Origin of the sequence: Massilia orientalis (assembly GCF_030411975.2) — a bacterium.
Lineage (GTDB): Bacteria > Pseudomonadota > Gammaproteobacteria > Burkholderiales > Burkholderiaceae_D > Telluria > Telluria orientalis.
Window position 1 is genome coordinate 123,600 of the sequence record NZ_JASNRB020000007.1, and the last position, 13,812, is coordinate 137,411.

Here is a 13,812-nt window from a genome sequence, read left to right on the forward strand (position 1 = left end):
CCGGCGCCGGCCATGTAGTCCAAACATTGACATGACGAGGAGACTTATGAAACGAGCGCATGACGAACGCCGGCGTACCCTGCTGCAGTGGCTGGCAGGGACCGCCGTCGCATCGACGGTCGGACCCGCGGCGGCAGCGGGCAACGGCAGGGACGTGGCGCGGATCGGCGACGCCGCGATGGCGCTGGAATTCGACGGCGAGTTGCGCTGCCGCCTGCTGTCGAAGCGGGGAGCGCGCGCGACGGCCGTCACCGCCTTCGCGCCGAGCGAGCGCCTGCGGCTCGCGAACGGGCGCTGGATCGAGCGCTTCGCCATGTCCGGCCAGGCTGCCGACCGTGTCGACGGACCGCATGGACCGGGCCTGCGGCACCGCTTTACCGGCGTGGCGCCCGACGGCATCGAAAAGACCGTCGCCGTCACGTTCCATGACCGGCATCCCGGTTTCGCGATCATCCGGGTCTCCTACCGCAACCTGGGCAGCAAGCCGCTGGACATCACCGCCTGGGCCAACAGCGCGCATACCCTGCGTCCCGCCGCCGGCCGCAAATCGGAATTCTGGACCTTTTCCGGCGCCACGCACCAGGACCGGCGCGACTGGGTGCTGCCGATGGCGCCGGGCTTCGAGCAGCGCAACTTCATGGGCATGAACGCGTCCGACTATGGCGGCGGCACGCCGGCCGTGGACGTCTGGCAGCGGGATTGCGGCGTGGCGGTCGGGCACCTCGATACCGTGCCGCGCCTGGTCGCGTTGCCGGTGCGGGCGACGGCCGGCGGCGCCTCGCTGGCGGTCGAGTTCGAGCGCGCCGCCACGCTGGCGCCGGGCGGCACCCTCGACACGCTGGACACCTTCCTGGCCCTGCATACCGGCGATTATTTCGCGGCGCTCGACCGTTACCGCCAGGTCATGGCCGAACGCGGCGTGCGCGCGCCGGACGCGCCGTCCGAATGCTACGAGCCGATCTGGTGCGCCTGGGGCTACGAGCGCGACTTCACGATCCCGCTGATGGTCGGCACGCTGCAGAAAGCGAAGGAACTCGGGCTCGAGTGGGCGGTGCTGGACGATGGCTGGCAGAACAATGAGGGCGACTGGAAGCTCGACACCAAGAAATTTCCGAAAGGCGAGGCAGACATGCGCGGCCTGGTCGGCGCGGTGAAGGAGGCCGGATTGAAGGCGCGTCTGTGGATCACGCCGCTGGCAGCCGATCCGGGCACCGACCTGCTGCACGAGCATGCCGACATGCTCTTGCTGGACAAGGACGGCGCGCCGCAGCTGATCTCGTGGTGGAACAGCCTGTACCTGTGCCCGGCCTATGAACCGACCATCGAGATGACCCGGGCTTTCGTGCGCAAGATCCTCGGCGAGTGGGGCTATGCCGGCCTGAAGATCGACGGCCAGCATCTGAATGGCGTGGCACCCTGCTACAACCCGGCGCACAAGCATGCGCGGCCGGAGGAATCCTTCGAGAAGCTGCAGGATTTCTGGAAGATGGTCTACGACACCGCGCGCGAGGTCAATCCGCATGCGGTGGTCGAATTGTGCCCCTGCGGCACCGCCTACGCCTTCCATAATTTCCCGTACATGAACCAGGCGCCGGCCTCGGATCCGCTGTCATCCTGGCAGGTCCGGCACAAGGGCAAGACCTTGAAGGCGCTGATGGGACCGTCGGCGGCCTATGCGGGCGACCACGTCGAGCTGAGCGACGGCGGCGAGGATTTTGCCTCGACGGTCGGCATCGGGGCGGTGCTGTCGACCAAGTTCACCTGGCCCGTCGATCCCAAGCCGAAGGACAGCTTCCTGCTGACGCCGGAACGCGAGGCCAAGTGGCGCAAATGGATCGGCATCTACCGCGACAAGATGCTGGCCAACGGCGTCTACCGTGGCGAACTGTATGACATCGGCTTCGACAAGCCGGAGGCGCACGTCGTGGAAAAGGATGGCAGGTTGTACTTTGCCTTCTTTGCGCCACGCTGGGACGGGCCGGTCGAGATACGTGGCCTCGGTCCGGGCCGCTATCGCCTGCGTGACTACGTCGACGAGCGCGAGCTGGGACAGGTCCAGTCCGGCGCCAACCGGATCACCGTCCGCTTCGAGCATGCCTTGCTGCTCGAAGCCGTGCCGGCCTGAAAAACAGAAGGCCGCACGAAGCGGCCTTTGTCACGCGCGCGTCGAGATCACGCCAGCGCGTGCATCACCGCATCGACCGGAATCGCCTTGACCCAGTCCCGTCTCTGATCCGCCGTGATGACGGTGGAGTTGGCCTTGTCGACCGGGGCCCATTCCGGCGTCTTCTGGCGCATCAGCGCGACGACCGGCACGCCCACGGCATTCGCCAGGTGCATCACGGCCGTCTCGACGGACACGATCAGGTCGCACTGCGCCAGCATCGCGGGCAGCTGGAAGAAGTTTTCGTTGGCGCTGAACAGTTCCGTGCGGTCGAGCTGGCGGCGCGCCAGCATGGCTTTCACGTTGTCCACTTCCTGCGGCACCGCGTTGACGATGAAGCACGCGTCGCGCCATTCCGGCTGGGCGCGCATCGTCGTGATCAGTTCGGCCACGCGCTCGACGGGCCAGCAGCGCTTGCGCGTCTTGGCGAACGGGTTGATGAAGACGAGCTTGCCCTGGCGGCCGTCGAAGCCCCATTCGTGCAGGCGCGCCTTCGCGCCCTCGACGAACTGCCCGGGAATGTGCACGAACGGGATGCGCCCGGCCGGCGGAATGTCCACGCCGGCCAGCTGGCGGAACCAGTCAGCATGCACGTCGCTGATGTGCGGCGCGCTCGCGCGGTCGGCCACGTCCGGGTCGAGGCTGGCGTCCAGCTTGCGGTAGCTGAACCAGTGGATCAGGCCCTGCAGGCCGTGCGGCTTCTTCAGGCCGAGCACGAAGCCGTCCGGGCTGATCTCGCGCGCGAGGTCGGCGTAGAAGTGCGGACGCAGGGTGCCCAGCGAGACGACGATCGGGTAGTGCTCCTGCTGCGCTTCCCGGATGGAAGCCTGGAACAGCTCCGGCGAGTAGTTCTGCTTGTAGACCTTCTCGATGAAGTCGCAGGCGTCGAGCCAGTCGTACAGGACGTTCTTTTTCAGGTGCGGCCACTGCGAGGCGTCGCTCGTGCGGCGCACTTCGTCCACCCACAGGTGCAGTTTCAGGTGCGGGTAGGCGCGCGCGAACGCCTGGAAGCAGTTCTGCAAATAGGTGTAGTCGCCCAACGCCAGGTGGGCGATGAACAGGATCTTGTCCGATTTCTTCAGCAGATCGGTAGGAATGAGAGGTACGTTCATTGTCTCTTACGGGTCGCCTGCCAGTTGTTGTCCGACGCCGCCAGCGGTATATCAGGGTCTGCGATTCAGCAGCGCTAACCGGTCGGCTGGCTGCGCATCTGCCTGGTGAGGATGCACACTACCGCCAACTCTCGAAATCTTCAACAAATTGTCTCGAATTGTAGTCCAAACCGGGACACTGCGTTGCCCCTGACCATATTTTTAGACGCATTGTCCTGTGCGAGCAACATGAACTGAACAGGATGACAAATCCTTGTCATCCACACGGCGAAACTGGCGTATAAATTTCACATCACATCAGGATGACGTCGTACTGTTCCTGGTGATAGCCGCGCTCGACCTGCAGCGAGATCCGCTTGCCGATGAAGTCGCCGAGCATGGCCAGGTGCTGCGACTCTTCCTCGAGGAACAGGTCGACCACTTCCTGCGACGCGACGATGCGGAATTCGCGCGGGTTGAACTGCTTGGCTTCGCGCAGCAGTTCGCGCAGGATCTCGTAGCAGATCGTCCGGCTCGTCTTGACCTGGCCCTTGCCGCCGCAGGCAGGGCAGGGCTCGCACAGGATGTGGGCCAGCGATTCGCGCGTGCGTTTTCTCGTCATTTCGACGAGGCCCAGCGCCGAGAAGCCGCTCACGGACACCTTCGTGCGGTCGCGCGACAGCGTCTTCTTGAGCTCCGCGAGCACGGCGTTGCGGTGCTCGGTGTTCTCCATGTCGATGAAGTCGAGGATGATGATGCCGCCCAGGTTGCGCAGCCGCAGCTGGCGGGCGATGGCGTGTGCCGCTTCCAGGTTCGTCTTGAAGATCGTGTCGGCGAAATTGCGCCCGCCGACGAAGCCGCCCGTGTTGACGTCGATGGTCGTCATCGCTTCGGTCTGGTCGACGATCAGGTAGCCGCCCGATTTCAGGTCCACGCGCCGGCCCAGCGCGCGCAGGATCTCTTCCTCGACGCCGTACAGGTCGAACAGCGGGCGCTCGCCCGTGTAGTGCTGCAGGCGCGACAGCACGCTCGGCGTGTACACCTGGGCGAATTCGACGAGTTTCAGGTAGTTCTCGCGCGAGTCGACGAGGATCGCGGCCGTCTCGTCGTGCACGAAGTCGCGCAGCACGCGCTGGGCCAGGCTCAGGTCCTGGTACAGCAGGCTCGTCGCGGGACGCGTGCGCGCGCCCGTCATGATGGCGCCCCACGTCTTGCGCAGGTAGTCGACGTCGGCGGCGAGGTCGGCGTCGGACGCGTCCTCGGCCTGCGTGCGCACGATATAGCCGCCTTTTTCGTCCGGCGGCAACAGGCCCGCGAGGCGCGCGCGCAGGGCTTCGCGCTCGGATTCCTTCTCGATCTTCTGCGAGATGCCGATGTGTTTATCCTGCGGCAGATAGACGAGCATGCGGCCCGCGATCGAGATCTGCGTGGACAGGCGCGCGCCCTTCGTGCCGATCGGATCCTTGATCACCTGGACGGTCAGCACCTGGCCGTCGAACAGGATTTTTTCGATGGGCGTCGGTGGCGCGCTGCTGCTGCCGTTCGCGCCGTCGTGCGGCCTGGCTTCCCAGATGTCGGCCACGTGCAGGAACGCGGCGCGTTCGAGGCCGATGTCGATGAAGGCCGACTGCATGCCCGGCAGCACGCGCACGACCTTGCCCAGATAGACGTTGCCCGCGAGACCGCGGGTGAGCGTACGCTCGATGTGCAGCTCTTGTACGGCACCCTGAACCACCAGCGCGACGCGCGTTTCCTGGGGGGTGATGTTGATCAGGATGTCTTCAGTCATGAGGCCGGGTTTTAATTGTTGTCTCGGGTCACATCATACACGCAGGGTGGGGTCATTGATGCCGGGGGCATCGATTACCCCGCGCTACAGCGCGCTGACGCCCGCTTTCTGCAGTAACTGCGCCGTCTCGAACACGGGCAAGCCCATGATGCCGGAATGGCTGCCTTCGATGTGCTCGATGAACAGGGCGGCGAGGCCCTGGATGCCATAGGCGCCGGCCTTGTCGTAGGGCTCCGGCGTCGCGCAATAGGCGCGGATCGCTGCCGGCGTGAGCTGGGCGAAACGCACGTTCGACACCTGCGTCACCTGCTCGAACACGTCCGTGTAGTGCAGCGCGACCGACGTCAGCACCTGGTGCGTGCGGCCCGACAGGCGTTCCAGCATCGCATGCGCTTCCTTCGGATCGGCCGGCTTGCCGAGGATCTCGCCGTCGATGGTGACGGTCGTGTCGGCCGACAGCACGGGGCGCAGCGGCATGCGGCGCATGTGCAGCACGTTCCACGCGAACGCGCCTTTTTCGCGCGCCACGCGGGCCACGTAGTCCATGGCGGGCTCGCCCGCGAACGTGTCTTCGCTGACGTCGATGCCGCGGGCCGGATCGGAGCGCAGGCTGAGGATGTCGAAATCGATGCCGACCTGGCGCAGCAGTTCGCGGCGGCGCGGGCTCTTCGAGGCGAGGTAGATTTTCTTGTCGGGCTGTTTCATCGGCTCATACCCGATGGTAGGGGTGGTTCTGGGTGATGGACCAGGCACGATATAACTGTTCTGCCAGCATCACGCGCACGATACCGTGCGGCAGCGTCATGCTGGAGATGCGGATCAGACCGTCCGCGCGTGCCTTGAGCTCCGGATCGAGGCCGTCGGCCCCGCCGATCAGGAAGGCGATGTCGCGCCCGTCCTGCTGCCAGGCCTCCAACGCTTGCGACAGGCCCACGCTGGTGAGATCCTTGCCGCGCTCGTCGAGGGCGACGATGCGCACGCCTTTCGGCAGCACGGCCTCGATGCGCTCGCGTTCGAGCGCCATCGCGGTGGCCGCCGTCTTGCTGCCGGACCGTTCGACCGGTTTCACTTCCTTCAGCACGATGCGCAGCTCCGGCGGCATCCGCTTCGCGTATTCCGCGAAGCCGGTCTCGATCCAGGCCGGCATCTTGTGGCCGACCGCGACGATGAACAACTGCATCGCAGCTTATTCTTCGGTTTTCTTGATGCGGCGGATGACTTTCTTGGCCGGTGCGTCGCCCTCGGCTGCGGCTTTCGTCGCGCGCTTCGGTGCGGCAGCGGCCTTGGCGGCCTTGGCAGCTTTGGCGTCCGCGGCAGCGGTCTTGGACACGGCAACCTTCACGGTGGCGCCCGTCGGGATCTTCTTGGCGGCAGGTTTCCGGGCGGCCGGCTTGGCGTCAGCCGCCTTCTTCGCGGCCGGCTTGCGCTCGCGCACCGGCTTGGCGTCTTCCTGCTCCTGGTTCGCGGCGAGGTGCTTCGACTTGGTCTTCGGCGCGGCCGCGTCCTGGCCCTCGGTCGTCGACTTGCGCTTGGCGGCGCCCAGCTTCACGGGCTTGTCGCCCCAGATTTCTTCCAGGCGGTAGTACTGGCGGATGGCCGGCTGCATGATGTGCACGATCATGTCGCCCAGGTCGACGAGGACCCATTCGCCCGTGTCTTCGCCTTCCAGCCCGACCACGTCGCCGCCTGCTTCCTTGACCTTGTCGCGCACCGAGGCGGCCAGCGCCTTGGTCTGGCGATTCGACGTGCCCGACACGACCGCGATACGGTCGAACAGGCTGGTCAGGTGCGTCGTGTCGAACAGAACGATGTCCTGGCCCTTGACGTCTTCGAGGGCGTCGACGACGAGCGTTTGCAGTTTCTTGATATCCATTAGTTTTTGTACAAGTTATGTTGTTGAATATAGTCTAGCACTTGCGGCGCAACGAGCGCGCTTATGTCAGTACGGGGTTCGGCGTGCAGGGCAGCGCGCACCTGCGTGGCCGAGATGTCGATGGCCAGCGTGTGCGCCAGGCACACCTTGCCCGCCGGGCTGGCGCGCACGGCGTCGAACGACGCGCGCCGCTGCGCCAGTTCGGCTGCCACGGCGGGCGGCAGCGCGGCGTCGTCGAGCCGGTAGCCGGGGCGGGCGGCGACGCCGAAATTGGCCAGCGCGAACAGGTCGCGCCAGTCGCGCCAGGTGTCCAGCTTCTGCAACTGGTCCGCGCCCATCACGAACACGATGGACGTATCCGGCCCGAGCTCGGCGCGCAGGCCGCGCAGGGTTTCGACCGTGTACGTGGCGCCATGACGGTCGATCTCGCGGGTATCGATCGTCACGGGCGCGCTACTGCCTGCAAACGCCAGCTTCAGCATGGCCACGCGGTCGGCGTCGCCCGCTTCCAGGCCACGCTTCTTTTGCCACGGCTGGCCGGCGGGCAGCACGCGCAGTTCGTCCGGGTGGAGCTGGCGCGCGAACAACTCGGCCAGCGCGACGTGGCCGTGGTGCACCGGGTCGAAACTGCCGCCCAGCAGAGCAACACATCTGGTCACGGGGCGAGCCAATCCCGGTGCGGCAGGAAGTCGGTGGTCAGCTTGTCTTCGGGGCTGCCCGGTTCCGGATGCCAGTCGTAGCGCCATTTGACGATGGGCGGCATCGACATCAGGATCGCTTCCGTCCGGCCGCCCGACTGCAGGCCGAACAAGGTGCCGCGGTCCCACACGAGGTTGAACTCGACGTAGCGGCCGCGCCGGTACGCCTGGAAATCGCGCTCGCGTTCGCCGTACGGCTGGTCCTTGCGGCGTTGCAGGATCGGCAGGTAGGCATCGAGGAAGCCGTCGCCGACGCTCTGCACCATCGCATACGACTGCTCGAACCCGAGTTCGTTGAAGTCGTCGAAGAAGATGCCGCCGACGCCGCGCGCTTCCTTGCGGTGTTTGATATAGAAATAATCGTCGCACCAGCGCTTGAAGCGCGGGTGCAGGTCGTCGCCGAACGGCGCCAGCGCGTCGTGGCAGACCTGGTGGAAGTGGCGCGCGTCGTCCGCATTGCCGTAATAGGGCGTCAGGTCCATGCCGCCGCCGAACCACCAGACGGGTTCCTTGCCCTCGGCCGTCGCTTCGAAAAAGCGCACGTTCATATGCACGGTGGGTGCGTACGGATTGTGCGGGTGCAGCACGAGCGACACGCCCATCGCTTCCCAGGCGCGGCCCGCCAGCTCCGGGCGCGCGGCCATCGCCGAGGCCGGCAGGCTGGCGCCGCGCACGTGCGAAAAATTCACGCCGCCGCGCTCGATCACATTTCCACCTTCGATGAGGCGCGATACGCCGCCGCCACCTTCGGCCCGTTCCCACGTGTCGCGCAAGAAAGGCTTGCCGTCGACGTCTTCCAGCGCTTGCACGATGCGCGCCTGGAGGTCGAGCAGCCAAGCCTTGACGGCGGCCGGATTAATTGTAGCCATGTGGAAATGTGAGAGAAAAAAAGCGAACGGGGATTGTACACTGATGAACTGGATCGTGACAGGCACCCGCCGACACCGATTCCAGCACCCCGCCGGCGCGAATAAAAATCCTGCGCAAATCTCTACAATTTTCTGCATTTTTCTAGCTTTCGTCGTTACGAATGCAAGAAACGCGTGCGTATTACTAATAGTCTACGTCGAAAGAAACCGATTTCACGCCAGCCGCATAGGCCGGTGTCGGAACGAGTCAATAACGAAAACGACGGAGACCTTCATGGAACATACGATCCCCCCTCGGCCGCGACCTTGACGCGCCAACTTGTCCTCTCCCATCCAATGTCTTCATCGTGACGGCCCGTCCGTGGCCGTACCGACGGGGATGGTGCATTGCAGCAAACCGGTAATCCCGGTCCAACACTTTCTTGGAGTTCAAGCATGAAGAAGCAAACTCTTGCGCTTGCCTGCGCCGTGGCAGGCCTGGTGGCAGCGTGCGGCGGCAGCAGCAGCCCGTCCTCGCAATCGCCTTCTTTCGCCGCCATGATCGGCAGCGCGTCCGGCGGCGGCGCAGACGTTGCGGCCACGGGCGCCCGTTGGCAGAGCGTGAAGTACGGCGGCAGCGGCTACGTGACCGGCCTGATCTTCCACCCGACCAGCCCGGACGTGCTGTATGCGCGCACCGACATGGGCGGGGTCTACCGCAGGGATACGGCCACTTCCGGCTGGACGCCGATCACGGACGGCTTCGGCGTCCGCGAAGAATTCTATAACGGGGCCGAAAGCGTGGCCCTGGACCCGACCGACGACAAGCGCGTGTACCTCGTCACCGGCATGTACGATTGGTCGGGACAAAATGCCCGCCTGTATATCTCCACGAACCGCGGCGACAGCTGGACGCACGTGGACCTGCCGTTCCGCGCCGGTTCCAACGATCCGGGCCGTGCCATCGGCGAGCGCCTGATGGTCGATCCGAACCAGCCGTCGGTCCTGTACTACGGCTCGCGCACGTCGGGCCTGTGGAAGAGCGCCGACTACGGCCAGACCTGGAGCCAGGTCACGTCGCTGACGTCGTTCCAGTACCCGGGCGACCAGATCGGCTCCCTGCCGGGCCGCACGTCGGGCGGCATCGAGAGCGTGCTGTTCGACACCTCGACCACGGGCGCGGGTACGGCCACGCAGACCATCTACACGGCGGTGGCCCCGGATTACGCTGCCGCGGCCGGCCTGAACGCCAACCTGTACAAGTCGACCGACGGCGGCGCGACCTGGACGGGCGTGCCGACTCCCGTGACCGGCTACTACATCCCGCACATGGTCCGCGCCAAGGACGGCATCATCTACGTGGCGTTCACGAAGGACATGGGCCCGGGCGCCGGCGGCCCGGCCCGCCTGTACAAGTTCGACGGCACCAACTGGACGCTGCTGAAGAGCTACGATACGGAGCAATGGGTGAACTTCGGCATGGGCGGCCTGTCGGTCTCCGGTTCCGGCCCGACCACCCGCATCGCACTGGGCGTGTCGAACTCGTGGGGTAACTGGCAGGGCCAGCCGGTCGTGCAGGTGTCCGACGACGCCGGCCTGACCTGGCGCGAGATCGCGTCGATGACCCCGCACACCCCGTCCGACGTGGACTTCTCCGGCTGGGTGGACGACGTCGAGATCGATCCGAACAACCCCGACCACATCCTGCACGTGTTCGGCGGCGGCATCTGGGAGACGAAAACCGCATCGGCCGCCACGCCCACGTGGAACCTGGACGTGACCAACCTCGAGGAAACCGCGACGATCAGCCTGGCGACGCCGCCCAAGGGCGCCAGCTATGCGCTGCTGCGCAGCTCCGGCGACATCGGCACGCACGTGCAGACCGAGGTGCTGAAGAAGCCGACGCGCGGCCCGATCGGCTACTTCAGCAACGGCCACGCCGCCGACACGGCCTGGTCGAACCCGGCCTACATCGCGGCCGTCGGCACCGGCGGCTGGGTCCAGAACAACCCGCGCGGCGCCTACTCGACCGACTCCGGCGTGACCTGGACGCCATTCGCCAGCAAGCACCCGGACGCGGCATCGAACGACCACCAGGGCGGCGAGGAAACCATCGCCGTCACCGCGCCGGGCAAGGCCGTCTGGGCACCGTCCGGCGCGCGGCCGGCCTACACGACCGACAATGGCGCCACCTGGACGTACACGAACCTGCCGGACCTGTCCGCGGTGGGCATCGGCCGCGGCTACCGCGTCGTCGCCGACCGCAAGAACCCGAACAAGGTCTATGCGTTCAACTCGGGCGGCGCGTGGTGGAACCAGTGGGCGGACACGTCGCATTTCTGGTACTCGAACGACGGCGGCCATACCTTCACCGAGAGCACGACGTTCGTGAGCGCGGGCGCGCGCGTGGCGGCCTTCTACCAGTCGTCGATCGCCGTCAATCCGAATGCCGAAGGCGACATCTGGGTGGTCGACGGTTTCAGCATCCTGCACTCCACCGACTCGGGCGTGACCTGGACCAGGCTGGATGTGACCGCGCCGGACTGGGGCACCAACGAGACGTGGAGTTATCCGCAGGTGTACGGCGCCACCTCCATTGCGCTGGGCAAGGCGCCGGCCGGTGCGACGTACTCGTCTTCGATCTACATCGTCGGCATCATCAACAACGTGTGGGGCGTGTACCGCTCGGATGACGGTGCCAGGACGTGGCGCCGGATCAACGACGACAAGCACCAGTACGCCGGCATCAGCAACCTGGCCGCCGACCAGGCCGTGCCCGGACGCGTCTATGCCGCCGGCGCGGGCCGCGGCGTGTTCTTCACCTACTGATGATGGCAATGCCGGTGCCCGCATGGGCGCCGGCAGCAACGATTACTTCCGGAGACTTTCATGAAATTCAAATCCATTCTCGCCGCCGTCGCCTTGATGGCAGCAGGCAGCGCCGGCGCCACCGTCCTGAACTTCGATGGCCTGACCGAGATGATGTACGGCGACGGCTTTCCGCTGGCCGGCAGCATGACCTACAACGGCCTGAACCTGACCTACGTGGAGTCGGGCTTCCAGGTGACCCTGAATGCGCCGGGCGCGGACGCGGACGCGGCCCACGTCGGCGACGGCACGTACGAGCCGTCGACGTACAACTGGCACGACGGCATGGAAAACGGCTGGGACACGTTCGTCACGCTGACCCGCGTGGGCGGCGGCAAGTTCAACCTGAACAGCTTCGACTACTTCATGGATTGGAGCGACGTGTCGGCCGACGGTGTGTCGGTCGGTTCGATCCAGGACTCGGGTACGTGGAGCACGGTCCTGACCGGCATCACCGAACTGCGCATCGGCTCGGGTGCCTACAACCAGATCGACAACGTCAACGTGGAAGCGGCCGCGCCGAGCGGTTCGGTGCCGCTGCCGGGGACGCTGGCGCTGATGCTGGGTGGACTGGCCGCGGGTAGCGTGGCGCGTCGCCGGAAATAACGTCGTTCCCGCGGAGGCGGGAACCCATGCTGAGCTTCCGAAGTCAGCCCATTCAGCGCGTCACGGTGCTTTCATGTTACTGAATCCGGTTGCTTTGTATGGATTCCCGCTTGCGCGGGAATGACGAGTCATGCGAACTTTTGCAGCATCTCAGCAATAGAACGAGTCCTCCGCTGGAACATGTCACTTTTCGGGATTGAGGACTCAACCATGGAAAGATCAAGCTACGTCTATATGTTGGCGAGCGGCTTGAACGGAACACTCTACGTTGGCGTGACAAGCGACCTCGTAAAACGTGTTTGGCAGCACCGAGAAGGCCTGGCTGAAGGATTCACAAAGCGATATCGCGTCAAGATGCTGGTCTGGTGTGAGATTCACGCCGATATCATGGAAGCGATCCGGCGCGAAAAGCAGATCAAGAAGTGGGACAGGTCGTGGAAGGTGGAGCTGATTCAGAAGACCAATCCCCGGTGGCGTGACCTCTATGCTGATATTGTAGGCTAGCGAGCTCAGCATGGGTTCCCGCTTGCGCGGGAACGACGGCAGGGTAAAAAAACGGAGGCTGCGAGCCTCCGTTTTTCGTTGTTGCGAGACGCTAGGCCATCACGCCTGCTTGATCCCACGCCACCCGATGTCGCGCCGATACTGCGCCCCATTGAAGTGGATCTTCTCGACGGTCTCGTACGCCTGCTTCTGCGCCATCTTGACGCTGTCGCCCAGGCCGACGACGCACAGCACGCGGCCGCCCGATGTCTGCAGCGTGCCGCCCACGATCTGGGTGCCGGCGTGGAAGGTGACGCATTCCGGCGTTTCGGCCGGGATGCCGTCGATGATGTCGCCCTTGGCCGGCGCGTCCGGATAACCGGCCGCCGCCATCACGACGCCCACCGCCGTGCGGCGGTCCCATTCCAGTTCCACCTTGTCCAGGGTGCTGTTGCACGCGTGTTCCAGCACCGTCACGAAGTCGCTCTTCAGGCGCGTCATGATCGGCTGCGTTTCCGGGTCGCCCATGCGGCAGTTGAATTCGATGACCTTCGGCACGCCGGCCGCGTCGATCATCAGGCCCGCGTACAGGAAACCGCTGTACGGGATGCCGTCCTTGGCCATGCCCTGGATGGTCGGGTTGATAATCTCGCGCATCACGCGCGCGTGGATCGACGGCGTGACGACCGGTGCCGGCGAGTATGCGCCCATGCCGCCCGTGTTCGGGCCCTGGTCGTGGTCCTTCAGGCGCTTGTGGTCTTGCGACGTGGCCAGGGCGACGACGTTCTTGCCGTCGCACATGACGATGAAGCTGGCTTCTTCGCCGGCCAGGAATTCCTCGATGACGATGCGTGCGCCCGCGTCGCCGAAGCGGTTGCCCGACAACATGTCGTCGGCCGCCTGGTGTGCTTCTTCCAGGGTCATCGCGACGACGACGCCCTTGCCGGCGGCGAGGCCGTCGGCCTTGATGACGATCGGCGCGCCCTGGGCGTCGATGTAGGCGTGGGCCTGGGCGACGTCGGTGAATGTCTGGTACTGCGCCGTCGGGATGCCGTGGCGGTGCATGAAGGCCTTGGCGAAGTCCTTCGAGCTTTCCAGCTGGGCCGCTTCCCTGGTCGGGCCGAAGACCTTCAGGCCGCGCGCGCGGAACAGGTTGACGATGCCGGCCGCCAGCGGCTGTTCCGGGCCGACCAGCGTCAGGTTGACGTGTTCCGCGACGACGAAGTCGGCCAGCGCGGCCGGGTCGGTGATGTCGATGTTGATCAGGCGCGCATCGCGCGCGGTACCGCCATTGCCCGGTGCGACGTAGACCATCTGGACGCGATCGGATTGGGCCAGTTTCCAGGCCAGGGCATGTTCACGGCCGCCAGAGCCGACTACCAGGATTTTCAT

12 protein-coding genes are annotated in these 13,812 nt (G+C 65.4%); 4 read left to right on the forward strand and 8 right to left on the reverse strand.

What is annotated here, in order from left to right; genetic code table 11:
* Positions 1-46: 46 nt before the first annotated feature.
* Entirely contained in the window at positions 47-2,125 is a 2,079-nt protein-coding gene (locus tag QPK29_RS12835) for a glycoside hydrolase family 36 protein (RefSeq protein WP_371769041.1), read from the forward strand.
* A 47-nt stretch (positions 2,126-2,172) separates the two neighbouring features.
* Here QPK29_RS12835 and QPK29_RS12840 read toward each other — a convergent pair whose 3' ends face one another.
* From QPK29_RS12840 to hemF, 7 genes are all read right to left on the reverse strand, one after another.
* Positions 2,173-3,276 carry a glycosyltransferase family 9 protein gene (locus tag QPK29_RS12840; RefSeq protein WP_371763877.1) on the reverse strand — a complete coding sequence of 368 codons (1,104 nt, stop codon included), beginning with the start codon at positions 3,274-3,276 and terminating at the stop codon, positions 2,173-2,175.
* Positions 3,277-3,568: 292 nt separating this feature from the next.
* Entirely contained in the window at positions 3,569-5,044 is a 1,476-nt protein-coding gene (gene rng / locus QPK29_RS12845; protein ID WP_056328307.1) for a ribonuclease G, read from the reverse strand.
* A gap of 84 nt (positions 5,045-5,128) precedes the next feature.
* Entirely contained in the window at positions 5,129-5,749 is a 621-nt protein-coding gene (locus QPK29_RS12850) for a Maf family protein (protein ID WP_056328309.1), read from the reverse strand.
* Positions 5,750-5,753: 4 nt separating this feature from the next.
* Positions 5,754-6,224 (reverse strand): 23S rRNA (pseudouridine(1915)-N(3))-methyltransferase RlmH, encoded by a 471-nt coding sequence (rlmH, locus tag QPK29_RS12855; RefSeq protein WP_056130354.1) that lies wholly within the window; start codon positions 6,222-6,224, stop codon positions 5,754-5,756.
* Between the two features lie 6 nt (positions 6,225-6,230).
* Positions 6,231-6,917 (reverse strand): ribosome silencing factor, encoded by a 687-nt coding sequence (rsfS, locus tag QPK29_RS12860; RefSeq protein ID WP_056130358.1) that lies wholly within the window; start codon positions 6,915-6,917, stop codon positions 6,231-6,233.
* On the reverse strand, positions 6,917-7,576 hold the full coding sequence (locus QPK29_RS12865) for a nicotinate-nucleotide adenylyltransferase (protein ID WP_371769042.1): 660 nt from the start codon (positions 7,574-7,576) through the stop codon (positions 6,917-6,919). Before QPK29_RS12865 ends, rsfS begins: the two co-directional genes overlap by 1 nt.
* Complete coding sequence (gene hemF, locus QPK29_RS12870; protein ID WP_371769043.1) at positions 7,573-8,484, reverse strand: oxygen-dependent coproporphyrinogen oxidase; 912 nt, start codon at positions 8,482-8,484, stop codon at positions 7,573-7,575. The genes QPK29_RS12865 and hemF overlap by 4 nt, the downstream gene beginning before the upstream one ends.
* Before the next feature lie 435 nt (positions 8,485-8,919).
* On the opposite strand from hemF, the gene QPK29_RS12875 reads away from it, so the two are divergent.
* The 3 genes from QPK29_RS12875 (at position 8,920) to QPK29_RS12885 (ending at position 12,441) form a co-directional block, all read left to right on the forward strand.
* Entirely contained in the window at positions 8,920-11,292 is a 2,373-nt protein-coding gene (locus tag QPK29_RS12875; protein WP_371769044.1) for a dockerin, read from the forward strand.
* Between the two features lie 60 nt (positions 11,293-11,352).
* A complete protein-coding gene (locus QPK29_RS12880; protein WP_160409314.1) occupies positions 11,353-11,937 on the forward strand; it encodes a PEP-CTERM sorting domain-containing protein in 585 nt (194 codons plus the stop codon).
* A 210-nt stretch (positions 11,938-12,147) separates the two neighbouring features.
* On the forward strand, positions 12,148-12,441 hold the full coding sequence (locus tag QPK29_RS12885; protein ID WP_371769045.1) for a GIY-YIG nuclease family protein: 294 nt from the start codon (positions 12,148-12,150) through the stop codon (positions 12,439-12,441).
* Positions 12,442-12,540: 99 nt separating this feature from the next.
* Here QPK29_RS12885 and purD read toward each other — a convergent pair whose 3' ends face one another.
* Positions 12,541-13,812, reverse strand: a complete 1,272-nt coding sequence (purD, locus tag QPK29_RS12890) for a phosphoribosylamine--glycine ligase (protein WP_056130372.1) — start codon at positions 13,810-13,812, stop codon at positions 12,541-12,543.